Origin of the sequence: Paenibacillus sp. 276b, from assembly GCF_900107875.1 — a bacterium.
Lineage (GTDB): Bacteria > Bacillota > Bacilli > Paenibacillales > Paenibacillaceae > Paenibacillus > Paenibacillus marchantiae.
Genome location: NZ_FNRR01000003.1, coordinates 112,656 through 138,332, shown reverse-complemented (window position 1 = coordinate 138,332; position 25,677 = coordinate 112,656). Strand labels below are relative to the sequence as shown.

Sequence of the window (25,677 nt, the reverse complement as noted above, 5' to 3'; positions counted from 1 at the left end):
CGTGTTTACCGAATTATATCGGAAGCTTACTGATCCGTTCAAACGCAGCATTCGCAACAAATTAATCCTCACCATGACGTTTCTGGCCATTCTGCCCGTCATTGCCATGACGGTTGTAGCAGCCGAAAATACCCGTTCTTCCATGGAAGAAGAGATCATGGAGACCAACCGTGCGAATATGAATTGGGCCTCCATCTATTTGGGTGAACAATTCGCGCGGATGAACAATCTCATCTATTCCATTCAGATCAGTGATGAGCTGCATCAGTATTTGGCATTGAACCAGGATGCTCCAGCTGCCAGCCGCTTCGATGAACAGAAGGCTGTGTTCAACATGCTGAACAGTGTATATTATTCGGCTGGCAACTATGTATTTGGTGTGGAATTATACCTGAAGGAACTGGACACATTGTTCACCTTCAACTCGATGGAAAGCCGGATCAGATCAGTCCCGGACATTCCTTCGGCATACGATGAACTTTTTAAACAGCATAAGGACTTTACGATTATTAATGATCCGAACGATCCAGAGAAGTTTCATATGACCCGCAGCATGAACCGATTCGAGGATCAGGCGCAGATCGGCGCGATCAGTCTGGAAGTCAAGTGGGCCGAATTCAATCAGACACTGGAATTGCTGGACAGCCGGGGAGATTATGCGGTGTACATCGCGGATAGTACGGGAAGTCCGGTCTATCAGCCAAATAAGGAGATACAGCCTTCAGCAGAGGCGCTGGAAAGGCTCGCAGCTACGAAGGACAGTTCCGGTTTCATTCGAACAGCCAAGGAATATGTATTCTATCATGCCATTGATCCTTCAGGAATGCGTCTGATCAAAATTGTACCTTCCCATGTCATCAATGAGAGTGCAATGGAAACGATGAAATATGGTCTTGTTGTGGGTGGGCTAGCTACCGTGGTTTCGGTATTGTTGGCAGCACTTGTGGCTTGGCGAACATCCAAACCGATTGTCAGACTGGCGAATTCCATGAAGGGAATCCAGTTGATCAAGGACAAGGAAGTGGTGCGCAGTGGTCGGGTGGATGAGATTGGCCTGCTGGAGAAAAATCTGCATGGTATGGCAAGCCGCATTCGGGAGCATATCCGGGATAACTATCTCATGAATCTGGAGAAACAGACGGCCGAGCTCAAGGCGCTTCAGTCCCAGATTCACCCGCATTTTCTACAAAATACGTTGCAGATGATCGGAGGTATGGTGTACTCACAGAAGCCGGCAGACAGTTATAAAGTTATTCGTGCACTAAGTGAGATGTTCCGTTATATTGTCAGAGCGCCGGATGGTCTTGTGCCATTACAGTCCGAATTGGACCAACTGGAGCATTATATGCTCATCCAGAAGCAGCGTTTTGGCAGCAGACTTGAATATAAACTGGAGATTGAAGGCGGGCTGAATGACTGTTACATTCCCAAGTTGTCCCTGCAACCGATTGTGGAGAATGCATTTGTTCATGGTCTGGAGAAAAAGCAGGGAGAGTGGAAATTGAACATTCAAGTTGTCCGACTAGATCATGAGGTAACCATCCGCATTTCCGATAATGGGATGGGCATGGATCAAGAGAGGCTGGCCGAGATGCAATCGAGACTGTCCAAGCTGTCCCAGCAAGGAGACAGAGTATGGAGCTCGGGCACTAGCATTGGTCTGGTCAATGCCGCATCACGCATTTTGATGCACTTTGGGCCTGCATACGGTATGAACATGGAGAGTGGGGAAGGACAGGGAACCCGTGTCACTGTTCGAATTCCTTGCCATACAGGAGGCGAGATCTCGTGAACAAGGATCATTATAGAGTGCTGTTAGTGGACGACGAGCCATGGAATAGAGACATTTTGCGCAATTTGGGCACGTGGGATGAGCTTGGCATGGTGGTAGCAGGTGAGGCAGAGGATGGCGGAGAGGCGATCCGGTTGGTCGAGCAGCATCAGCCCCATATTATCATTACAGACATGCGTATGCCGGGTAAAGACGGCGTGGAACTGCTCCAGACGCTGAGCGCACAATATCCGCATATCAAAGTGATTGTGGTCAGCGGTTATGATGATTTCAATTATGCGAAACATGCCATTCGTCACCGTGCCGCTGATTATCTGCTTAAGCCAGTAAATCCCGATGAATTGAATAACGTTCTGGCCAAGTGTAAACGTGAATTGGAAAAGACCGAGTCCGGGCCGGAGTCGTGGGAACCTTATCCTTCGGCTTTTTCTGGCGAATTCTCGTTGTTTCAGCAGCAGGCACGCTTGCGTTTTAACGACTTGAACGTTCAGGGATTACATGAGCTGTTCGGGCAGCTGGAGCACCGACTTGATACCAGTGATATCCGGAGACCGCAACAGCTGGGGCGGATAGCATACGAATTACAGACGCTGCTGGGCGAGCTGTGTGTTTCCAACGGCTTATGCGAGCAACCTGTAGCAGCTGTGCTCCCGCCGCCGACGGCTCTGGCGTCCATTGCATCGGCGGTGGACTGGATATCAGCGCCTTACTATACTTCGTTGGAGCAGCTGATTGCGCAGCGCAAATTCAAGAACAAGCTGAACCTGGATGAGGTGAAGCAATACATCGAGCAGCATTGCATGGAGATGATTACGCTGGAGCAGCTTGCCCAGATCTTTTTTGTTAGCAAAGAATATCTCAGCAAGGTGTTCAAAAAAGAACACAGCGTGAATGTGACCGACTATATTGTCCAGTTACGGATGGCAAGAGCCAAGGAGTGGGTGCTCGATGATCAGATTCCATTCAAACATATTGCTGAGATGACGGGTTATGAGGATGTATCGTACTTTTACCGGGTGTTCAAGAAACACTTCGGAGTTTCGCCTGGAGAGATGCGAAAGGGACAACCTCGAATATCAGGTAACAGCCCTAAATAATTCGTTCACAGAGAGCTTACTGTTGGATTAAGGTTTAAAATAATCCAATAAATGAGTCTAATAATGTCCAATGAAGCGCTTTCATTTTGTGATATATAATGATCCTATGAAAGACAAACCAGTTACACCGGGAGGTCATAAGAGATGAAAGTATGGAAAAGCGTAGCAAGTGCGGTACTTGTGAGTGTTCTGCTCGCAGGCTGCGGTTCCAATGCGGGTACGGATGGTAAGACGGAGGGAACTGCATCGGGCAGTACGGTGTCCCTCAAAGTATTCATTGCACAGCCGCGGCTGAAAGAACATTACGATAAATATATAGAACAGTTCAAAGCCAAGGAGAAAGCCGAAAAGAATATTGAGGTCAACGTACAACTGGAGATGCCGCCAGCAGATAATGCGCCTCAGATTCTGAAAACACGACTTGCCTCCAATGATGCACCGGACGTGTTCGCACTTCATGCGGTCAATGAAATTCCACCGTTCAGCAAAGCAGGTTATCTGGAAGACCTGTCGGGTCAACCTTTTGTCGATAAATTACTGGATTCCGTTAAGCCTTCCGTAACGGATGCATCGGGTAAAGTCGTGGCCGTTCCTTTGGAAACGTTATCTTGGGGATACCTGTACAATAAGGATATTTTCAAAGAGCAGGGGATAGAGGTACCTACAACTTTGACGGAAATGAAAGCGGTCGTGGAAAAGCTGAAAGCAGCCAACATCACCCCGTTTGAACTTTCATACAAAGAAGCCTGGATTCCACAACTGTTCCTGCCACTTACTGTAGGTGCACTGACTCAGTCAGAACATAAAGACTTCTTGGATAAGATGAATCAGGATCAAGGTTCCTTCTCGGATATGAAATCCTTGTTCGACATCTTCGATCTCGTCAATGCCAATGGAACGGAGAAAGCACTCGAAGTGGGCGGCGATGATGGTTCAGCAGCCTTTGCAACAGGCAAAGCAGCAATGTGGATTCAAGGACCTTGGTTCGCGGAAACCATCCTGAAGTCCAATCCGGATATCAACTTCGGCGTAGCTCCACTGCCGATCAATGACAACCCGGATGATACCAAAATCAACCTGAGCACATCGACTTCACTGGCCGTATCTTCCTCCAGCAAAAACAAGGAAGTGGCACTCGACTTCGTGAACTATGTTCTCGATGACAAGGACTCAAGTGCATTCTACGAAGCACTGAAATTCAATCCGGTTGCCAAAATTCATGACTTCAAAAGTTTCCCTTGGGTAGACGATGCCCTGAAATATGTTAATGAAGGCAAAGCGTATCAGGATCCATCCATTCCTCAAGCGGTTAAGGATGAATCAGGCAAAGCGCTGCAAGGTTACTACTCCGGACAACTGGATCAGCAGCAGGTGATTGATGCGCTCGACAAGGCGTGGAAATCCTACAACAAAGTCAACAAGTAAGCAGATGAAACGGCTGGCAGAACGGTCTTCGTTCCCCCGTTTCCGCGAGTATGCTTATAGTGAAAAGGGGGAGAACCAATGGCTACGAATGTATTCAAGAAGTATCTGTCGCTGCTAGCGTTCACTGCGCCTGCCTTTGTCATCTATGCCATTTTCCTGCTGTATCCCACATTTAGCGGCTTGTTCTACAGCTTGACGGACTGGAATGGTCTGAACCGGGATTACAGTTTTATCGGTCTGGGGAACTTCGTGGAACTGTTCAAGGAAGATCCCGACTTTCTGAATTCCCTGTGGTTCACGTTGAAATATGTGGTGTTTATGCTGATTCTGCAAAATGGAATTGCCTTGCTGCTCGCCGTGTTCATTGAGACACGGACGCGCAGCAAGGGGTTATTCCGGACCCTGTTTTTCATGCCGAACATGATCAGTACAATCATCAGCGCCTTTATGTGGACATTCATCTTCTCCCAGGTGCTGCCGCAGCTGGCCGAGAAGTTGGCGGTCTCCTTTTTGGACCAACAGTGGCTGGGTGATCCGAAATTTTCATTCTACTCCATCCTGATCGTATCGCTCTGGAATGGTGTGGGGTATATGATGATCATCTATCTGGCTGCACTCCAGGGTGTGCCGAAGAGTCTGAAGGAAGCGGCTGTTATTGATGGAGCCAACGCGTTCCAGGTACTGCGTAATGTCGTATTACCGATGATCACTCATGCCGTGACGATCTGTTTCTTCCTGACACTGAACGGAGCCTTCAAAGTATTTGAAGTTGTGTACGGTCTGACAGGTGGCGGTCCAGGCAGAGCAACTCAGGTCATTACGATGAATATTTATGAAGAGGCATTCTCCAACAATTTTAGATACGGATATGCCAGTGCCAAGTCGGTTGTGTTATTCGTCATCGTGCTCATCTTCACGCTCATTCAGATTACGGTGATGAAGAAGAAAGAGGTGGAAGCATGAGGATGCAACGAATTAACAGCTACCTTATTCGACTGCTGCTGGTGCTGGGCTCCCTCGTCGCAATGCTGCCAATCTACATGGCGATTGTGAACTCATTCAAAACACAAGGCGAAATGTTTCAGTCTTTTATAGCTCTCCCAACGACATTTCATTGGGAAAACTACTCGGATGCATTTAACAAAATCAACCTGCTGGGCAGCTCCTTGAACTCGGCGATTGTATCCTTCCTGGGGATTGGTGGTATTGTATTCTGCGCTTCATTGGCCGGATACAAGCTGTCGCGTACTTCAGGCAGATTGAGCAACCTGATCTTCTTCCTGTTCGTGGCATCCATGCTCGTTCCTTTTCACTCGATCATGATTCCGCTGACACGGGTTGCCAAAGGACTTCACGTTCAAGGTAGCACATACGGATTGGCCCTGATCTATATCGGACTTGGTGTGAACATGGCGATCTTCCTGTATCACGGGTTTGTTAAGTCCATCCCGCGTGAATTGGAAGAATCGGCACAGATGGATGGATGTAATGAGTTCCAGACGTTCTTCCAGATCATCTTCCCATTGTTGCTGCCAATTACGGTCACCATCGCCATCTTGGACTTCCTGTGGATATGGAATGACTTCCTGTTGCCACTACTCATGCTGACGGATGTAAATCGTTATACGCTGATTCTGTCCACGAACATGCTGTTTGGCGAGTACAATAAGGAATGGCCGTTGATTCTATCCTCCCTGGTACTGACCGCGATTCCGGTGGTTCTCATCTATGCGTTCTTCCAAAAGTTCATCATGGAGGGGATTGCAGAGGGTGCGGTAAAAGGGTAAAGAAAACCTGCCTGCGATCTAGACGAGACGTGTCTGTCTTATGAATACAAAAATTCAAAAGAACCGCCTTGATCGGAGGGATGTCACTCCTTCCGATCAAGGCGGTTCTTTCATTTCATGATGTCATCAGCTTTTTGACTGTCTGTGCCAGAAGGTGAAGGCCCCGCTCCATCTCATCCGGTGAAGCATAGGCATAGGACAGACGAATGTGCTCTGCATCTAGGCGGTCATAAAGATAACCCGGATGAATCAGCACATGATTCTCCAGACAGGCATGGAACAGTTCGCGAATGGAAAGAGGACTGACGGTAAATCTGAGCCAGATATAAAAGCCTCCGGCAGGTATGCTCCACTCGACGAGTTCAGCGAAATCGCGTTGCAGAAGCTGGATCATGAAGTCTCTGCGTCTGCGCAGTTCTGGCCGCAGGCGATCCATATGCTGCTCGTGGTATCCATCGGCAAACCAGAGTGCAGCAGCCTCCTGAGCGAGGGAGCTGGTGCCATAATCCGTCTGCATCTTGATGTCTGCGAGGCGACGGATGACCGGCTCCGGCCCAACCAGCCAGCCGAGGCGCAGACCGGGGCTCACCGCCTTGGACAAGGTGCCCATGTGCAGCACCCGTCCTTCTTTATCACGCGCCTTCAGCGCTGGCGGCGGGAGCTCGTCCAGCCACAGGTCGCTATAAGCGGCATCTTCCAATATGGAGATGCCGGTGTTCCGCGCTGTGGCGAGAATTTCTTCCCGGCGGCTGTCACTCATGACGGAGCCAGTAGGATTGTGGAAGCTCGGAATCGTATAGAGCAGTGAGATGCTGTCCCTGTTTGCATTGTTCTGTACGGCATCTTCCAGACGCGGAGTGTGTAAGCCTTCGGCATCCATCGGAATGCCACTCATTTTCAATCCGGCGGATTGGAAGGCATGAATGGAGTACAGATAAGATGGTTTCTCCAGCAGAACTGCCGATCCGCGGGGCAGAAGCCCAACTGAAATAAGGTGCAGTGCCTGAAGAGAGCCGGATACGATCAGAATGGAGTCAGCGGAGGCTTGGATGCCGCTTGCTTGCAAGTAAACGGACAAAGCCTGTCGGAGCTCCAGACTACCCTGTGGTTCGAGGTAGTTTAGTGTACGAGAACGACTGGATAGAGCAAGGAGGATGTCATTAAAAGCCTCCTGGGGCATCAGATCAGGGGCAAGCTCACCTGTACCAAGTCTGATGATGTCTGGCTGGAACTCAGCCCGGTTAATCTGCTGTACCTCTGGCAGATTGGGATAATACCAGCCTTCTTCGATGGCTTCCTCCCAGTTGGGCAGAGCTCCGTGAGCCAGCGCATGCCAGCCAGAGCCACAGACATAGGTTCCGCCGCCATGTCTGCCTTCAATCATGCCTGCGGCAGCCAGATTTTCCAGTGCAGTAACCAGCGTGCTGCGGTTCACACCCATGGTTTGAGCCAATGTCCGTTGTGATGGAAGCCGATATCCTGCTGTCCATTCGCCGGCAGTAATTTTCTCGCTGATATAGACTTCAATCTGTCGGTACAGAGGTAAGGAATGGGAGGGGTCCGGCTTCCAGCTGCCCCCCTGTCGAGAATCAGAACGATTCATGGGCAGGTTTGCCTCCTTTATAGAATGAGTGATGGGATTTACGTTTTCTCTTATTTTGAACACTATATCATTTGGTTGGGTCCGATGCCATCCAAGTGGTTGGTTACGCCTGATGTTATCTCTACTACTATGGAGACATGGCTATAAGGGGGATGAACGATGGGGGTAATTATTCACGCGGTGGTGCTGGCGTTTGGACTGATTTTGCCACTTGGTGTACAAAATGTGTTTATTTTTAATCAGGGCATGAGTCAGCGAAGTTATGCGCGGGCGCTGCCAGCGATAGTAACCGCAGGACTCAGTGATACGTTGTTGATTGGTGCAGCGGTCGGAGGGGTGTCCCTCATTTTGCTGCAATGGCCGCTGCTGGCGAGTTTATTGTATGCAGGAGGGAGTGTATTTTTACTCTATATGGCATGGAGCATTTGGAGGTCATCCGGCCCTGCCAATAGTTCAGCAGCAGTGCTATCTGCGGGAAGACAGATCGCTTTTGCAGCTTCCGTTTCCTTGCTTAACCCGCATGCCCTGCTGGACACGGTAGCCGTAATCGGAACCAGTTCACTTCAATACGAAGGGGTCACACGTTTTTATTTTGCAATAACGGCGGCAGTAGTATCATGGGTATGGTTTCTGGGACTGGCGGGTGCAGGCAGGCTAGTAGGTAGAACAGACCGTACAGGCTGGGTCAGTGTTTTCTTCAATCGGTTATCCGCTGTAGTCATGGTCGGAATGGCGGGCATGATGCTGTGGAAGCTGATTCTATCGTAAAAATAGAAAAGAATCCCCTCACGTTAAACGTGTGGGGATTGTTTATATGCTGGCCTTATAGTTAATGCGCCAAATGAGTATTCTATATTATTCTGCCTTCAATAGCATGGATTCAATAAAAGCTTTGAGATCCTGAGATGCGTTGTTCAGTTGATCAATGACCTCGCTGAACTCGGTGACGAGTTCGGCCTGCTGGTTGCTGGATTGGGCGATGGATGTAATCTCCTGTTCCATCTGACGAATGGAATGTTGTACTTCCTTCAAGGAGCGTTCAATGTTCACTGTGGCTTCTTTGGTTCCGGTGGATAATTTGCGTACTTCGGTAGCAACAACGCCAAAGCCAGCGCCTGCTTCTCCTGCTCGAGCTGCTTCAATGGCAGCATTCAGGCCTAGCAGGTTCGTCTGCTCCGAAATTTCACGAATGAATGAAGCTACCTTGGTGACTTCACTGGAATTTTGTACCGCCATCCGTGTGTTGTCCAAAATCTGTGAAGATGAAGCAGTCAGTTGCTGGGACTGAGCGGCTACGGTCTGAACCATATCGGTTAACTTACCGCTGATTTCTCCGATCAATTCGGTGAAGTGCCCCAGTTTCTCCTCGTTTTTGAGCGAAAATCCAATGGCCAATGCGCCTACGATCTGGCCTGCTTCATCGCGAAGCGGGGTAGCCGCAGAGTTAATGGGAGTCCCGTAATGATGCGCTTCAATACGATTGGCTGAAGTTTCACCATGGATAAGTGCCCGGCGTAGTGTAGGATCTTCAAGTGAGATCGGATCTCCGGCCTTGATACCCAAATCAAGATCTTCGCTCCGTACGTAATACCGGAACTGCTCCATATCGGTAACAGCAATCATCAAATCATTTTCCTTGAGCATGATTTTAAAATACGGGCTTGCTGCAACAAGTGCTTCAACAATATTCAATTGGATCAACTCCTATATATGTGTGCGTATTATCGTGATGTATTGTATATTCATCGTCAGAATTGCGGGATTCTTGAAGGCCTAAAGAGGACATATGGCAGATTTATTTTATTTTAATCTTGAAATCAGGAAAATTGATCAACAAGGTTAGAAAAAAGAAAAATACATGACAAAAAAGCTGATGAGGATCATCTGACCTCAGCAGCTTTTAGTACATCAATAATGGCTGTATTTTGAGAAGTATATCGTGTGCTTACGTTTATTATTTCTTCCTGCTCTGATGCATTTAAACGATGAGCAGGTACCCGCCAGATCACGCTTGCCTATCCACCAATCTGGGACATGCGTCGTACCGTCGGTGTATGACTTTGCATTTTCTGCTCCAGGGCAAGCGCCATTTCATGATTCTTCGGTTTGGTGCCAAGAGCCTTGAGGAAGAGAGCTGCCATAGCATCGGGAGCATCTACGAAGCGGCGAACGTTGTATTCATCCGACCAGTACAGACAAGCTTTGATATGCCCATCTGCTGTCAGGCGGAGTCGGTTGCAGTTATCACAGAAGTGATCACTGACCGGATGGATCAATCCGAATGTCCCTTGTGAACCGGCAATCTTCATGTTTCGTGATGGACCATTACCTGCCGGACCTGCCGTATTTTCCACCGCCCAGCCAGCCTCCGCGCATACATCCGTGACTGCTTCCAGCGGCAAATACGATTTGCGCCATGAATCTGAAGCCTGCCCAATCGGCATATATTCAATGAAGCGTACATGCAGTGGCTGATCTATGGTCATGGCAATGAAATCCTTAATCTCATCATCATTGATGCCCTTCATTAACACGACATTCAGCTTGATCGGAGCAAGTCCAACTGCCGTGGCGGCTTCAATGCCTTTCAGTACCTTATTTACATCCCCACCGCGAGTAATCATGGAGAAACGGCTCGCCTGCAGGGAATCCAGACTGATGTTAATCCGGTTCAGTCCAGCGTCTTTCAGGGCCTGAGCCTGTTTGTCCAGCAGCAATGCATTGGTAGTTAACGCAATATCTTCAATCCCGTCAATGGCCGAGATCATACTTACGAGTTGATGCAGATCTTTCCGTACCAGAGGCTCGCCTCCGGTCAGACGGACTTTGCGCATTCCCATTGGAGCCAACACTTTGAGCACCTGGGCAATTTCCTCGTAGCTCATAATTTGGTCATGCGGGGCAAATTCCATGCCTTCTTCAGGCATACAGTACACACAACGCAAATTACAGCGGTCCGTAACAGAAATACGGATGTAGTCATGTATTCTGCCAAAAGAATCCTGGAGCATTTCCATGCAGACCACCCTTTCATTGATTCAGATTGGAAAGCTTCTATATGAAATGAACCGACAATGTCTAAACGAACAGTTGCATCAAATTTTAGCTATTTCTCCAATCCGCGTCAATGATGACGTCAGGTAATTACGTTTTTATCGGGATGGGTCAGTTGGAATTGTCCCACAAGCTGTTGCAAGAAGACCGTGATGGCTTCGACATTGTGCGATGAATGCTGAACGTGCAGCATGTCGTTAATAAGCTCGACCATCTCGGCTTCAACCTCCGAAGACGTGGAACGATTTTTGTGGCTGATGGCAGCGATATTCTCCATCAATACCACGACCTGATCTACAACCTGTGTTCTTTGGGGTTCTTCAGCCGTTGCACTTTGGAGTAACTGCGAAGCAGCCTGAACAAGCGTGGTGCCTTCAGCCAGCACCTGATCGCCTTCCTTGATGGATTGCGAGGCTGCTCCTGCCGCTACTGAGATATTATCCAGAATCTGATGAATATCTTCCGTGGAGGAACGGGATAATTCTGCAAGTTTGCGGATCTCACCAGCAACGACGGCAAATCCACGTCCGTGTTCGCCAACATGGGCTGCTTCAATGGAAGCATTTAGTGCGAGCAGATTGGTCTGTGCCGAAATTTCATCAATGACAGCAAGTGCGCGGTAGATATCCTGCATGGTCGCCATAAAGGATAGAATCGTATGGTTGGTGTCGGACACGGCTCCCGAGATCTGAGTCATTTTTTCTCCAATACGCTCCACTTCCTGGCGGGCAACGTCAATCTGCTCTGTGGACGACACTTCAAGCTGTTGTAGGGTGAGGCGCATTTCGTCGGCGGCTACTTTGGCCTGATCCAGGTCCTCAAGCTGCTTGCGTATCCCCTGAATCATAGAGCCAAGTTTGAGATTTACACGTTCGGTTGTTCCCTGTGTAGTTTCCGTTGACGCCCGCATCTGGTGCTGGTTGTTCATCACATCCACGGTGGCAAGCTGTACCTTGAGCATAATTCCTTCCAGAGAGTCGATCATATTGTTAATCCATTTCGCCAGTTCACCTGACTCATCCTGGGCAAAAGCCGACGTGTCCAGACGCTGAGTCAGATCCCCTTTGCCTTCGGCGTTAATCCGAATAAAGCGGCTAATGCGGCGCAAATCCTCATGGCCCCGTTGAACATGTTTTCGTTGCAGCTGGCTTGCAGTCAGGAATCCATAGATGAAATTAAAGGCAGCGATGGCTGCTGCGCTCCATGCACTTCCAGTCAGCGCATATACAAGTGCAGCTCCCGCAATGCCTGACAACAGGATGTACAAGCTATGCTGCTTGAATTGGCGCCAGCCAATGCTGCGTATCCGATACACTTCCTCCAGATCGCCTTCACACATCATGCCCCACAGATCCGGACAGTGGGGAAGCTGGAACGTGATGCCTTTTCCAATAACTGATATATGACGATAGTCTGAATAACCCGGAAAAGCCACAAACAGATTGGAGCCATTGTGAATGGTATTCGCTACACCGGGATGAAGTTCATTGGTAGAAGGATCGGTAAACATCAATTCCAATTCGGTATGTTCTTTAACAGATACAACGCCCCATTCAGTGGTTACGCCGTCTTTCAGATTCTCCCCATGGGTGAATGTATGATCCTCGAAGCGGCTGCGGGACAGGGCAGTCCCGGGTTGAAGCGTAGGCCGCAGTTTTGATTCAGCCATAAAAAGATAATTATCCCCCGAATCAGGGTAGATGTGGCCTGATTCACGCTGGATCAGATCGCCCAATACATCATTAGGCACACGACTGCACAGGGAACCGATGTAACGGCCGTTTTCCATGATCGGTACGATAAACGTCAAGGTTACATCATCGTGAAACGTGGAAGAACGTGGTCCAATTTCTAGTGTGAGCGGATCAGAATAAGGTCCAAACAGGCACTTTTGTCCGTTGATATCCGCTTGGGTATACCTAAGTCCTGGCCCGATCAAAGCATTTCCATCTTCGTAGACTTGTCCAATATGTTTCTTATATGTAGAAAATACAACCTGGTTTTGCTCGTTCAGCATAAAAAGCTCAGTACTATCGGTAGCGCGTACATAACTTGCTGCGAACCATACCTCCAATCCGTGTACATCTTCTGTGCCTTGTAACATACCCTGCGGATGAACGGCTCGTACCTGTTGAAGCAATCGATCGAGATGATTCCACTGCTCCTCAGCCCAACACATCAAGAGCTGCCGCCGGGTCTCGGCGATGCCCTCAAAGATTTCCTCTACGTCTTGCTTCATATTTGCATTCAACCGATACGACCGCCACAGCGGCCATCCTTTTCTCCATCCCAGCCAATCAAACATACGGACCACCCCGATTTCTGATTTTGAAAATCCTTTGCGAGACTGTTCGGAAACGCGATTATCCAGCCACTATGGGTGGTGGACGGGAATCAATGACACCGCCTTCATGATCCCGGAACCAGACACCGTATCGGGGCGAGAGTTCACGTCCTTCTATATGAGCATTTTGCAAAATGCTGTTATCAATGTTTATACAAGAAAATCAACAAGAATACGAGGGTATATGTCATATTTTCCGAATATTTATTCAATAAATACAAATGATTATGCGCCTTTACTTGGATATTACAAGAGTTCTGTATGAGTGAAGCAGATGTTAGATAACATACACGGACATTGACATGTTTAGGACTGAGAATCGGTATCATTTTACACTGTGTAACATGAACAGGCCCATACTCAAAACAGTCTGTATAATGTAATCCCCGCCCAAAGATATATAGTATTACCTAACAAGCAAAACCTGTTACGTTCGTGTATATAAACCTTCCATTCAGCCTTGGTGTGAAAAGATTGCGAGCTTCCCGCGAAAAGGAGAATGCCCATGTCCTCTATCATCGTCCCCGACACCTGCCATATCGAGCTGGATCACATTTCCGTTGTATTTGGCAGTGGAGCACAACAAGTTACCGCCCTGTCCGACGTTTCATTTCAAATCCATTCCAATGAATTTGTCTCTCTGCTTGGCCCCTCGGGGTGTGGCAAGTCCACACTGCTGCGACTCGTAGCCGATTTGCTCCAGCCAACGACAGGCAGCATCCGGGTTGCCGGGGAAGAACCGGAGCGGGCGCGGTTGCAGCGCCAGTTCGGTATTGTCTTCCAGACTCCAGCGTTATTCGATTGGCGCACGGTACGCCACAATGTGGAGCTTCCCCTGGAGCTGCTCGGCACAAGCCGGAAGGAGTGCCGCCGCATGAGTGGTGAACTGCTTGAAATGGTTGGGCTGACTCGCTTTGCTGACCATTATCCATGGCAGCTCAGTGGGGGCATGCAGCAGCGTGTTTCCATTGCACGTGCACTCGCGCTTGATCCGCCATTGCTGCTTATGGATGAACCTTTCTCCGCACTGGATGAATTCACGAAGGAGAAGCTGCAATTGGAGCTGCTTGATATTAAGCGATCTACAGGCAAGACATTCCTGTTCGTTACACACAGTATCCCCGAGGCCGTATTTCTATCTGACCGCATCATCGTCCTCTCCGCACACCCTGGTCAGGTGCACTCCATTCATTCCGTCAACCTGCCAGCCAAGCGGGATCGAGAGCTGAGGGAAACCGAAGCCTTTTACCGTATGATGACCACCATCCGCAATTGTTTCTATGAGGAGCGTGATCCAATCCATGTTCCTGCACACCAGTAAGCTGGGTTTTCGCTCCTGGGTAGTGATCTGGATTTTGTTCGTATTGCTGCTGTGGGAAGGTATCGCCTGGATTCTCCACTTGTTCTTGTCACCCCAGCAGGCAGCATCCCGTCTTCCTTATCTGCACGAGGTTCTAGCAGCCCTGTTTCGTTACTCAGGCACATTGGCTGAACAGGGGGCCGTAACGTTTGGGAATGCAGCAATTGGTTTTGCCGGTGGAACTGCGTTAGGCCTGCTGCTGGCCCTGCTCATGAGTGTGGCGGTTTGGGTGGAGCGTACCTTATCTCCATATGTCATCTCTTCCCAGATGGTGCCCGTAATCGGTCTTGCGCCCATTGTCTATGGCATTATCCATAATGCCGAGTGGGCCCGAATTATAATGGCGGCTTACGTTACGTTCTTCCCGATTATCATCCACACACTCAAAGGATTAAAAAGTGCAGCGCCGGAGCATCTGGAGCTTATGCGTTCCTGTGGAGCTTCCCTGCCTGCGCGTTATGTCAAATGTCTGCTGCCTTCTGCACTGCCTGGTCTGTTTTCCGGTATGAAAATAGCTGCTCCACTTGCAGTCACTTCTTCCATTGTGGTGGAGCTAATGGGAGCCCCGGATGGACTTGGCGTACTGATGGTCAGTTCCTTGTATTACGGCAGTGCCCAAATCGGCATGTTCTGGGCAACCATCATGCTCAGCATTGGCATTGGACTCATCTCGTATCTTGCCATCAGCCTTGCTGAGCGCTGGCTAACCCCATGGCAGCCCGAATTCAGGGCCAAGGGAGGGCGTGCTGCATGATGAATGAAAGTGTGGTGGTAAGCCGCAATGGTGAGGAGGGTGCGACGGTCGCTGTCTCTGGCACGGGCTCCATTGGGGAATCTATTGTGGATTCGATTAAGGTGCCAACTGCTTCAGGCTCGGATATCCATGGGCAACAGGGACAAGCCGGACAGAGACTGCGGGGTAGTAGTGTTCGCAAAAGATCAATTGGATTGCGCCTACTGCCGTGGCTTGCCGGAGCCTTATTTCTTACCTTATGGCAGCTTCGATTGTTCCATCAGTTATTCTCGCTTGAAAGTTACCAACTGCCTGTGCCATCAGCAATTGCAGCGTCCATCAGCGAAAATGCAGAAATGCTCTTCCGATACGCGATGTACAGCGGAACCGAGATGCTGGGTGGCTTTCTGCTCGGCTCCTTGCTGGGAGCCTTGGCGGCTGCGGGTGCATCCTTCTTCCCGACGAGTGGCAGGGCGGCAGTTGCTGTAATGTCAGCACTGAACGCCGTTCCGATTGTTGCGCTGGCCCCGATTATGAACAACTGGTTTGGGGACGGGATATGGTCACGTATTGCCGTCGTGGCTGTAATTACGATGGCTGCCATGGCTGTGAGTCTATTCAAGGGCTTGACCTCAATTCAGCCGCAATACAGTGATCTGATGGGTGGTCTTGCCGCCAGTAGGATGCAGGTTTTCGTGAAGCTGCGCTGGCCACATGCGCTACCTTCCCTCTTCGCAGGTCTGAAAATTAATATGTCGACCAGCATTATTGGCGCCATTGTGGGTGAGTTTTTCATCGCCTCCCAGGGGCTTGGATACTTGCTCTCGGATCAGATCCGACTGGCGAACATGCCACTTGCCTGGTCCTGTATTGTTATCGCGGCTGTGCTCGGTATTGTGCTGTATGAAGTCGTCGTTCTGGCCGAGAAACGGCTGATCCCGTGGAATCGTGCACGTACAGATCCATAAAAGCTCATTCAGATGCCAACCTTCCACAGATCGATTGACTCGTGAAGCAGATTTCACAGTACCTGATTGAAAATCCTTATATATAAACAGGGGGTTGTTCTGTATATGTACAAAACGTTAAAACCGGGTTTTCTGGTGTTGGTACTGTTGGTCGTTGCGATGCTGGGAGCGTGTTCCGCGAAATCAGAGCCGTCCGTCACCCCTTCTGCTGCCAGCTCGGAGGGAGCGGAAGGTTCAGATCAGCCCTTAACCAAAGTGAAGATCCAGCTCAAATGGGTGCCTCAGGCTCAGTTCGCCGGGATATACGCCGCTAAGGAGAAAGGTTTCTTTGCAGATGAAGGTATTGATGCCGAGATCATTCCGGGTGGCCCGGATATCGTGATTGAACAGCAGGTGGTCAACGGCGCAGCCGATGTGGGTATCACTGGGGTGGACAGTTTGCTGGTCAGCCGGGATAACGGTCTTCCGCTGGTCTCCCTCGCCCAGATTTCGCAGAAGAGCAGTTATCGATTGATTGCGAAGAAGTCCGCGGGTATTACCGATCCCGCCCAGATGAAAGGCAAGAAAGTGAGCACATGGTTTGGTAGCCAGCAGTTTCAGGTTCTCGCTTTTATGGAGAAGAACGGCCTTGATCCAAAGAAGGATATTGAACTGGTGAAGCAGGGCTTCACGATGGATCAGTTCTTCAACGATCAGGTGGATGTCGCCACGGCGACGATCTATAACGAATATCACGTGGTACTGGAAAGCGGAACGAAGGAGACCGACCTGGATGTATTCAACATTGAGGATGCCGGGGTAGGCATGCTGGAGGATACGCTGATCGCGAAGAAGGATTGGGTGGACAGTAATAAAGAGCTGGCGGTGAAAGTGACCCGTGCCGTTCTGAAAGGCTGGAACTATGCCATCGACAATCAGAATGAAACGGTGGATATCGTGATGAAAAACGTAACAGACGGCAGCACGACCCGCGAACATCAGGTGACCATGCTGGAAGAGATTGCGAAGCTGATTCGACCGGAAGGATTTACAGAGAAACAGGTAGGTAGTTTCGTGGATGAATCGTTTACGCGGACTGCGGATATTGCCCTGAAGTATGGCCTGATCAAGAAAGCCGCCAATCTGGACGAAGCACTGGAGAAAAGCATCTATGAAGAAGCGGTGAAGGATGTGACGAAATAAATAAGCGTGGAGCGTTCGGAAGTGGGCACTGCAATCGGAGTGGTCAAGTGTAAAGTCCATAGATTCAGGTTAGAGAGGAGGATGACGAATGAGCTCAGTGGATCAGCAACCCCAGCCGCGTGGTGGTACAAAGGAAGAGTGGCTGGAAAAGGATCGCAAATATGTGTGGCATCACATCTCGCCTCATAACGATCATCCGATGATTGCCGTAAGCGGGGAGGGCAGCTGGATCACGGATCAGGATGGCACACGGTATCTGGATGCGATGTCGGGACTGTGGTGTGTGAACGTCGGGCATGGACGCGAGGAGATTGCCCAAAGTGCCTATGAGCAGATGAAAGCTCTAGCGTACGTGCCCATGACCCAGAGCCATGAGCCGGCGATTCTGCTGGCAGAGAAGCTGAATGACTGGCTGGAGGGGGAGTATCGCATATTCTTCTCCAACTCGGGTTCAGATGCCAATGAAGTGGCGTTCAAAATAGCCCGTCAGTTTCATCATCAGAATGGTGAACCAACTCGTCACAAATTCATCTCCCGTCACCGCGCCTATCACGGCAACTCCATGGGCGCACTGGGCGCTACCGGGCAAGCGGCCCGCAAAATCAAATACGAGCCGCTGGGCGTAGGCTTTTCTCATGTACCACCTCCCTATTGCTACCGCTGTCCATTTGGACGAAACAAGGATGGATGCGGACTGGAATGCGCCACTATCTATGAAGAGGTTATTCGTTGGGAAGGGCCGGAGACGGTAGCTGCGGTCATTATGGAACCAGTCATTACAGGGGGCGGCATGATTGTCCCGCCTCCGGAGTATATGCGTACCGTGCAGGAGATTTGTGAGCGTTATGGGGTGCTGTTCATTGTGGATGAGGTCATCTGCGGATTTGGCCGCTCCGGGCAAAAATTCGGTCATCAGAATTACGGGGTGCAGCCCGATATCGTCACGATGGCAAAGGGCATGACGAGTGCGTACGCTCCACTATCGGCGACAGCCGTTCGAGCAGATCTGTATGACACCTTCAGAGAACCCGGACTCGATTCACACTTTCGTCATGTGAATACGTTCGGGGGCAACCCAGTCTCCTGCCGCGTGGCACTGACCAACCTCGATATCCTGGAACGAGAGAATCTGGTCAGCCGTGCCGATGAACTTGGATACCTGCTCCGGGATAAGCTGGAGCCGCTGCTGGAGTTATCGGTGGTTGGAGATATCCGTACATTTGGCTTCGCCTGCGGGGTAGAGCTGATTGAAGCAGATGGTTCACCTGCTCATGCGGATAAGGTCATGAAAGTGCTGGCAAGCTGCAAACAGGACGGCATCCTGATTGGCAAGAACGGCGATACCGTACCGGGATTTGCGAATATTTTGACCATCTCTCCGCCGTTTGTCACCACCGAGGAAGAATTGGACCTGATCGCTGGCAGTTTGCTGGCTGCACTACGCAGTCTGGATGCTGGATAGTGATGGAGGAGAGGCGCTAATCTAGTGAGATCTTCATTTATATCGTGCTTTTGAATATGTAAGGAGGCGAGGGAGGATGCAGACCACCACTAAAAAAATCATTAATCAGATGCGTCTGGATGATCGAATTGGACAGTTGTCCCGTATTGGCCGAATTGTGGAGACGGGTGTTTGCCGGCTCGCGTTGACTCCGGAAGACATGGAGGGCATTATCCAGCTTCGTCTCTGGATGGAAGAGGCCGGACTTGTGACTCGCCTTGATCCGTTTGGCAATCTGATTGGTCGCTTTGAAGGTACAGATTCGTCCTTGCCGATCCTCATGATCGGTTCGCATATCGATTCCCAGCCATATGGTGGTCGGTATGATGGGGCCATCGGCGTCCTTGGTGCGCTGGAAGCTGTTCAGTGTCTGATGGAACAAGGCATTCGCCCTCGGATGCCCATTGAGGTCATTGCCTTTTGTGATGAAGAGGGCTCGCGTTTTAACAAAGGATTATTTGGCTCACGTGGCATAACCGGACAGCTGGAAGAGGGAGAATTGGAGCGACAGGACAAAAATGGGGTGACCCGCCGAGAGGCATTGCAGTCCTTTGGCTGTGCACCAGAGCAATTTGCCGTATCGGTCTATCCGGCAGGTTCGATTGGTAGTTATCTGGAGCTGCATATTGAGCAAGGACCTGTGCTCGAATCGCTGGACGCTCCGGTAGGCCTGGTGACTGGCATCTCGGGCCCGCTGTGGCTCACGGTGACCATGAAAGGCATGGCAGGGCATGCCGGGTCCGTACCGATGGGGATGCGGCATGATGCGCTGGTGGGCAGCGCCAAGGTCATTGCGGCTTTTGACGATATGGTCAGAGAAGATCCGGAAGCTCCGACAGTAGGGACCGTGGGGAGCCTCAGTGTCTTCCCGGACTCACGCAACATCATTCCTGAGCAGGTCAGCTTTACGGTTGATTTGCGAGATATGGAGATGGAGCGCAGAAATCGGCTTGAAGGAAGGTTAATGAGCCTCTTGGAAGACGTTAGCTCGGAATACGGCCTGACCTACTCTTTGACCGAAGATACCAACAGCGAGCCGCGATATTGTGCAGAACGAATCAAGAATGCCATTCGCTCTTCTGCCGAAGAAATCGGCCTGCCTTTACCAGAGCTGATGAGTGGTCCGTTCCATGATGCACTTGCCCTTTCTTACGTGTGTGACTATGGCATGATCTTTGTTCGCAGCAAGGATGGCATCAGCCATCATCCAAGTGAGTATTCTTCGCCCGAGGACATTGCTCTCGGTACAGAAGTGATGTACCGCACGATAAGGCAGATGTGCAGCCCGGAAACCAGTGAATAACGATGCGAACATACCAGGAGGGAGGACGCTGGAAGTTCATTTCGTAGGTAACAATCCAATGGATACTTCAAATCCAATCATATTTGGTGGGTTTTACAGTCATATAAGATGATGGTGATTTTCATATAAACGGACAGCGGACAGTTTCTTAGAGGAGGCGATGTGGCGTATGGGTAAAATCAGCATCGGGATGATTCAAGCTTCACACGAGGTGGAGGGCTCGGCCCCAGTTGAAGTGCATAAGGAGGCCGCCATTCAGAAACACATTGCGCTGGTGCGTGAGGCGGCTGCTCGGGGAGCGCAGATTATCGGCTTGCAGGAAGTGTTCTACGGGCCTTACTTCTGCACGGAGCAGAGCCCCAAGTGGTATGCATCTGCCGAGCAGGTGCCGGAAGGACCGACAACCATGCGTTTTCAGGAGCTCGCGAAGGAGCTTGGCGTGGTAGTCATTTTGCCTGTATACGAGGTGGAAGGGATCGCTTCGTATTACAATACGGCTGCTGTTATTGATGCGGACGGCTCCTACCTGGGGAAATACCGCAAACATCATATTCCGCATGTGGAAGCAGGCGAAGGCACCAATGGGTTCTGGGAAAAATATTATTTCAGACCCGGTAACCTGGGCTATCCGGTATTCGATACAGCCTACGCCAGAGTGGGCGTGTACATCTGTTACGATCGTCATTTTCCGGAAGGGGCACGGCTACTTGGGCTGGCGGGTGCAGAGATTGTATTCAACCCTTCCGCAACGGTAGCCGGAACATCGGAATATTTGTGGAAGCTGGAGCAGCCTGCCCATGCGGTAGCTAATGGCTATTATGTGGCTGCCATCAACCGAGTGGGAGTGGAATCGCCATGGAATATGGGTGAATTTTATGGTCAGTCGTATCTGGTGGATCCGCGAGGCAGAATGGTGGCCATGGGCAGCAGGGATCAGGATGAGGTCATCATTGGCGAGATGGATACGGAGTTGATTCGGGAAGTACGCAATGTATGGCAATTTTACCGCGATCGACGGCCTGAGACCTACGAACATCTTGTTAACTTGTAGCTGAGCGAAGATAGTTTTGGCATCGCAGTCCCTGTGTGAGTCAGTCATTAACTTTATCCGGCGGCGAAAGGAAAAACAGAGATCAACCTTATGGAGGTGCATGATATTGATGAACAGCGCAGGAGCAACGTTGTCTGATTACGGATGGGAGAATCGTTTTACCGAAATGAAGCCTGCAATGACGGGCAAGGAAGCGATGGAGGAATCGAACCGCTGTCTGTACTGTTATGATGCACCCTGTATCAAGGCATGTCCAACCGACATTAATATTCCTTCGTTTATCAAAAAAATCTCAACAGATCACCTCAAAGGCTCGGCTCGGACTATTATGGAAGCCAACCCGGTAGGTGCTAGCTGTGCACGGGTCTGCCCGACAGAGGAACTTTGCGAAGGCGCTTGTGTACTGAACGAGTCATCTAAGCCGATTCGGATCGGTGATTTACAGCGATATGCAACAGACTGGGCACGGACGAAGAATGAACTGTTATTCAAGGCAGCGCCTGCCAACGGAAGAAGTGTTGCAGTTGTAGGCGCAGGGCCTGCGGGATTGTCTGCGGCCAGAGAGTTAGGGCGTGCAGGGTATGAGGTGACGATCTATGAAGCCAAAGCGAAAGGCGGAGGGCTTAACACGTATGGTATCGTGTCCTTTCGCCTGCCGGAATCCGTAGCCTTATGGGAAGTCGAACAAGTGCAGGCACTGGGGGTGCAGGTTCGGTATGGTGTACGCATTGGGGTGGATGTATCCGCTGAAGAGTTATTGGAGCAGCACGAAGCCGTTATTCTGGCTTGCGGGATGGGCGCTGTTCCGATGCTCGGCATTGAAGGAGAGACGCTGGAAGGTGTCTATGATGCCATTGAGCTGGTGGAATCCACGAAGCAGGGTGTGCCCCCGGCTCTGAACGGTCTGAAGGTTGCCATTATTGGTGCGGGCAATACGGCAGTGGATGCAGCGACCTGTTCGGTACGCCTAGGTGCCGAGCGTGTGCAGATGCTTTATCGACGTGGGGAGAGCCAGATGACAGCGTATGCCTTCGAATATACATTTGCGAAGCAGGAAGGTGTGGAATTTCGCTGGTTCACCATGCCGAAGCGCATTATTGGAGACGAGAATGGTCGAGTCCAGGCTATAGAATGTATGAAAATGAAGCTGGTTACTCCACCTGGAGGTGGCCGGGCATTGCCTGTGCCGATTGAGGGATCGGAGTTCATGCTTGAATGTGACACCGTTGTTCGAGCCATTGGACAGAACCGTTTGCTGCCATTAATTGAGGTATTTGGCCTGCGTCATCACTGGGGCGTTGTTGAAGTGGAACCACAGACGTACCGTACGTCCCATCCACAGATCTATGCGGCAGGCGATGTTATCTTCGGACAGGGGCAGGGCGAAGCAATGGTGGTCTCCGCAGCTCAACAAGGCAAGCTGGCGGCTGCATCGGTGATGAAGGCGTTGCCCGGACAGGTGGAAGAGACGGCATGAGATATATTTAGTTATAGCTAACGAATCTTATGCACCAAGCCTTCTACGATTCGTTAAAACGCTCACCTACCGCATTTGCACCAAACAGAAGGTGTACGGTTCGTTAGAATGTACACAAACAGTATATAACAGCAGGTTGGCAACACCAATCACTCATACTAACCCTGATCAAGCAGGATTCCTGGGTCATACGTGAGATTCCAGTCTATCTTGTGAAGTTCAAACAAACACCATTGTGAGTTCAAACCACACCAAGGAGGGATCGTTATGGCTGACTTATCCATTAATCTGGCAGGTATTCGATCGCCCAATCCATTCTGGCTGGCCTCTGCGCCGCCGACCAATACCGGATATCAGGTTCAGCGCGCCTTTGAAGCAGGCTGGGGTGGTGCCGTCTGGAAGACGTTGGGCGAGCCGATCATTAATACCTCTTCGCGTTTTGCAGCCGTTCATTTTGGTGGACAGCGCGTCGCGGGTTTTAACAATATTGAGTTAATATCCGACCGGCCGCTGGAGGTGAATCTACGTGAAATTGCTGAGACCAAGAGGCGTTTCCCAGATCGGGCAGTGGTTGCTTCACTCATGGTGGAACCGAAACGAGAGAAGTGGCATGAGATTGTGAAGAAAGTCGAAGCTGTCGGCGTAGACGGGCTGGAGCTGAACTTTGGGTGTCCGCACGGCATGGCCGAGCGTGGTATGGGAGCAGCGTCTGGTCAGCAACCGGATCTGGTTGAATTACAGACGATGTGGGTGAAGGAAATGGCGACCACACCTGTTATTGTGAAGCTAACGCCTAATATCACCGATATTACGGCGACTGCCCGTGCGGCGGTGCGCGGCGGTGCGGATGCGATTTCCCTGATTAATACGATCAACTCCCTGGCGGGTGTGGATCTCGATTCCTGGAATACCGTGCCGCATGTAGGTGGCAAAGGGGCACATGGCGGCTATTGCGGTCCGGCTGTGAAGCCAATCGCGCTGAACATGGTTGCCGAGTGTGCGCGCAATCCGGCAGTTGGGGTGCCGATCTCCGGCATCGGAGGCATATCCGATTGGCGAGATACCGCAGAATTTTTACTTATGGGCGCGACGGGGGTCCAGGTATGTACCGCAGCCATGCATCATGGCTTCCGTATCGTGGAGGACATGATCGATGGATTGAACGATTATTTGGATGAGAAAGGTCTGCGAAGTGTATCTGAATTGATTGGTCAGACGGTTCCGCGTTATTCGGATTGGGGCAATCTCGATTTGAATTACAAAGTGGTAGCCCGCATCAACCGCGATGTCTGCATCAATTGCAACAAATGCCATATCGCCTGCGAAGACACCTCGCATCAATGTATTGATATGTTGTCTGACCCCTCTGGCTCGTATCTGGAGGTCGTTGAGGAAGATTGCGTCGGATGTAATCTGTGCTCGATTGTTTGTCCGGTGGACGGCGCAATTGAGATGGTAGAGATCGCACATGAACAGGAACCGTTAACCTGGAATGACCGTCAGTCTGCGATTGCCCTGCTGCAATCGGCCAGAGATCAATCCACCAAGGAGGCTATATCATGAGTACCCGCAAATTGATTCGTAATGGAATGTTGGTCACGGCGTCGGATACGTTTGAAGCTGATATCTACATTGAAAATGGAAAGATCGTGCAGATAGGCATGGGACTTGTGCCGGATGAACGAACGGAGGTTGTGGATGCGTCCGGCTGTTATGTCATCCCTGGCGGGATTGATCCGCATACTCATCTGGATATGCCGTTCGGCGGAACGGTGACGGCGGATGATTTTGCAACGGGTACCGCAGCTGCTGCCTTCGGCGGCACAACAACGGTCATTGATTTCTGTTTGACGCAAAAAGGCCGACCTTTGCTGGAATCCCTTCAGGAATGGCATGCCAAAGCCGAGGGCAAAGCCGCCATTGATTACGGGTTTCATTTGATGATTGGCGAGATGAATGATCAGGTGCTGGAGGAACTGCCACAGATCATTGAAGAAGAGGGTGTGTCTTCCTTCAAGGTGTTCATGGCTTATAAAAATCAGTTCCAGGCCGATGACGGCATTCTCTTTCAGACGCTGCAAAAGGCCAAAGAGTACGGCGCACTCGTCATGGTACATGCCGAGAACGGCGATGTTATTGATCTGCTGGTCCAGCAGGCGCTGGCGGATGGTAGAACCGAGCCGATACATCATGCACTTACCCGACCTTCCATGTTGGAAGGAGAGGCTACAGGGAGGGCGGCCCGACTGGCAGCACTTGCCGATTCACAGCTCTATGTGGTGCACGTCACCTGTGCGGAAGCCGTGGAGCAGATCGCCCGTATGCGAGACATGGGTTATCGAATCTGGGGCGAGACCTGTCCGCAGTACTTAACTCTGGATCAATCGAAGATGGATCAACCGGATTTTGAAGGCGCGAAGTATGTCTGGTCCCCACCGCTGCGTGAAGCCCCTCATCAGGAAGTGTTGTGGAATGCACTCAAGAACGGTCAATTGCAGACGATTGGCTCGGACCATTGTTCGTTTAACTTCAAGGGACAGAAGGATCTGGGACGGGATGATTTCAGCAAAATTCCAAATGGAGGGCCTGTCATTGAAGATCGGCTCAGCATTTTATATTCCGAAGGGGTAGTGAAGGGGCGAATTTCGCTTAATCAGTGGGTGGATTTATGCTCTACACGGGCAAGCAAGCTATTTGGTTTATTTCCGCAGAAAGGAACGCTTGCAGTGGGGACAGATGCGGATATCGTTATTTTTGACCCATCTATCTCAAGGGTGATTTCGGCAGCTACCCACCATATGAATGTGGATTATAGCGCCTTTGAGGGCATGCAGGTTCAGGGATGTCCGGTGACAGTGCTATGCCGCGGGGAATATGTGATTCGGGATCGACAGTTTGCCGGAGTGGCAGGAGCGGGTCAGTATGTGAAGCGTGACAAATATGATGCCGGTGCACCATTACCTGTGAGACAGCCTGTGACGGCAGTGAATGGAGGGTGAA

Annotated in this window: 20 protein-coding genes; 16 read left to right on the top strand and 4 right to left on the bottom strand. The window is 50.5% G+C overall.

The annotated features are described in order from the left end of the window. Position 1: 1 nt before the first annotated feature. From BLV50_RS16715 to BLV50_RS16695, 5 genes are all read left to right on the top strand, one after another. On the top strand, positions 2-1,792 hold the full coding sequence (locus tag BLV50_RS16715) for a sensor histidine kinase (protein ID WP_072733656.1): 1,791 nt from the start codon (positions 2-4) through the stop codon (positions 1,790-1,792). Continuing rightward, entirely contained in the window at positions 1,789-2,889 is a 1,101-nt protein-coding gene (locus BLV50_RS16710) for a response regulator (RefSeq protein WP_063566931.1), read from the top strand. The genes BLV50_RS16715 and BLV50_RS16710 overlap by 4 nt, the downstream gene beginning before the upstream one ends. Positions 2,890-3,033: 144 nt before the next feature. Beyond that, positions 3,034-4,314: an ABC transporter substrate-binding protein gene (locus tag BLV50_RS16705; protein WP_063566932.1), complete on the top strand. Its 1,281-nt coding sequence runs from the start codon at positions 3,034-3,036 to the stop codon at positions 4,312-4,314. Between the two features lie 78 nt (positions 4,315-4,392). Then, positions 4,393-5,277 (top strand): carbohydrate ABC transporter permease, encoded by an 885-nt coding sequence (locus BLV50_RS16700; protein WP_064641854.1) that lies wholly within the window; start codon positions 4,393-4,395, stop codon positions 5,275-5,277. Next, positions 5,274-6,101, top strand: coding sequence for a carbohydrate ABC transporter permease (locus BLV50_RS16695; protein WP_024632759.1), 828 nt, complete (start codon positions 5,274-5,276; stop codon positions 6,099-6,101). Before BLV50_RS16700 ends, BLV50_RS16695 begins: the two co-directional genes overlap by 4 nt. 115 nt (positions 6,102-6,216) lie before the next feature. Here BLV50_RS16695 and BLV50_RS16690 read toward each other — a convergent pair whose 3' ends face one another. Then, the gene (locus BLV50_RS16690; RefSeq protein WP_090808963.1) at positions 6,217-7,704 is read right to left on the bottom strand and encodes an aminotransferase-like domain-containing protein; all 1,488 of its coding nucleotides are present in this window, start codon (positions 7,702-7,704) and stop codon (positions 6,217-6,219) included. A 159-nt stretch (positions 7,705-7,863) separates the two neighbouring features. Between BLV50_RS16690 and BLV50_RS16685 the strand changes: the two genes are divergently transcribed. Further along, positions 7,864-8,472 carry a LysE/ArgO family amino acid transporter gene (locus BLV50_RS16685; protein ID WP_090808961.1) on the top strand — a complete coding sequence of 203 codons (609 nt, stop codon included), beginning with the start codon at positions 7,864-7,866 and terminating at the stop codon, positions 8,470-8,472. Between the two features lie 87 nt (positions 8,473-8,559). Here BLV50_RS16685 and BLV50_RS33685 read toward each other — a convergent pair whose 3' ends face one another. The 3 genes from BLV50_RS33685 to BLV50_RS16670 form a co-directional block, all read right to left on the bottom strand. Next, a complete protein-coding gene (locus tag BLV50_RS33685) occupies positions 8,560-9,396 on the bottom strand; it encodes a methyl-accepting chemotaxis protein (protein ID WP_076287553.1) in 837 nt (278 codons plus the stop codon). A 323-nt stretch (positions 9,397-9,719) separates the two neighbouring features. Beyond that, entirely contained in the window at positions 9,720-10,721 is a 1,002-nt protein-coding gene (gene moaA, locus BLV50_RS16675) for a GTP 3',8-cyclase MoaA (protein ID WP_063566937.1), read from the bottom strand. 119 nt (positions 10,722-10,840) lie between these two features. Continuing rightward, positions 10,841-12,997, bottom strand: coding sequence for a methyl-accepting chemotaxis protein (locus BLV50_RS16670; RefSeq protein ID WP_371129262.1), 2,157 nt, complete (start codon positions 12,995-12,997; stop codon positions 10,841-10,843). Positions 12,998-13,607: 610 nt separating this feature from the next. Here BLV50_RS16670 and BLV50_RS16665 point away from each other — a divergent pair. The 10 genes from BLV50_RS16665 to hydA all read left to right on the top strand — a co-directional run bounded on the left by BLV50_RS16665 (position 13,608) and on the right by hydA (position 25,676). After that, positions 13,608-14,423, top strand: coding sequence for an ABC transporter ATP-binding protein (locus tag BLV50_RS16665; protein ID WP_256337981.1), 816 nt, complete (start codon positions 13,608-13,610; stop codon positions 14,421-14,423). Then, complete coding sequence (locus tag BLV50_RS16660) at positions 14,392-15,216, top strand: ABC transporter permease (protein WP_256337980.1); 825 nt, start codon at positions 14,392-14,394, stop codon at positions 15,214-15,216. The genes BLV50_RS16665 and BLV50_RS16660 overlap by 32 nt, the downstream gene beginning before the upstream one ends. Then, the gene (locus tag BLV50_RS16655; protein WP_256337979.1) at positions 15,213-16,163 is read left to right on the top strand and encodes an ABC transporter permease; all 951 of its coding nucleotides are present in this window, start codon (positions 15,213-15,215) and stop codon (positions 16,161-16,163) included. The genes BLV50_RS16660 and BLV50_RS16655 overlap by 4 nt, the downstream gene beginning before the upstream one ends. A 105-nt stretch (positions 16,164-16,268) precedes the next feature. Beyond that, positions 16,269-17,345, top strand: a complete 1,077-nt coding sequence (locus BLV50_RS16650) for an ABC transporter substrate-binding protein (protein ID WP_090808954.1) — start codon at positions 16,269-16,271, stop codon at positions 17,343-17,345. Between the two features lie 88 nt (positions 17,346-17,433). Beyond that, the gene (locus BLV50_RS16645; protein ID WP_090808953.1) at positions 17,434-18,807 is read left to right on the top strand and encodes an aspartate aminotransferase family protein; all 1,374 of its coding nucleotides are present in this window, start codon (positions 17,434-17,436) and stop codon (positions 18,805-18,807) included. A gap of 76 nt (positions 18,808-18,883) precedes the next feature. Next, a complete protein-coding gene (locus tag BLV50_RS16640; RefSeq protein WP_090808951.1) occupies positions 18,884-20,149 on the top strand; it encodes a M20 family metallo-hydrolase in 1,266 nt (421 codons plus the stop codon). 169 nt (positions 20,150-20,318) lie between these two features. Then, positions 20,319-21,200, top strand: coding sequence for a nitrilase-related carbon-nitrogen hydrolase (locus BLV50_RS16635; protein WP_072733644.1), 882 nt, complete (start codon positions 20,319-20,321; stop codon positions 21,198-21,200). Between the two features lie 109 nt (positions 21,201-21,309). Beyond that, positions 21,310-22,677: an NAD(P)-dependent oxidoreductase gene (locus BLV50_RS16630; protein WP_090808950.1), complete on the top strand. Its 1,368-nt coding sequence runs from the start codon at positions 21,310-21,312 to the stop codon at positions 22,675-22,677. Between the two features lie 267 nt (positions 22,678-22,944). After that, entirely contained in the window at positions 22,945-24,240 is a 1,296-nt protein-coding gene (preA, locus tag BLV50_RS16625; RefSeq protein ID WP_090808948.1) for an NAD-dependent dihydropyrimidine dehydrogenase subunit PreA, read from the top strand. Next, entirely contained in the window at positions 24,237-25,676 is a 1,440-nt protein-coding gene (hydA, locus tag BLV50_RS16620; RefSeq protein ID WP_090808946.1) for a dihydropyrimidinase, read from the top strand. Before preA ends, hydA begins: the two co-directional genes overlap by 4 nt. Position 25,677 lies beyond the last annotated feature (1 nt).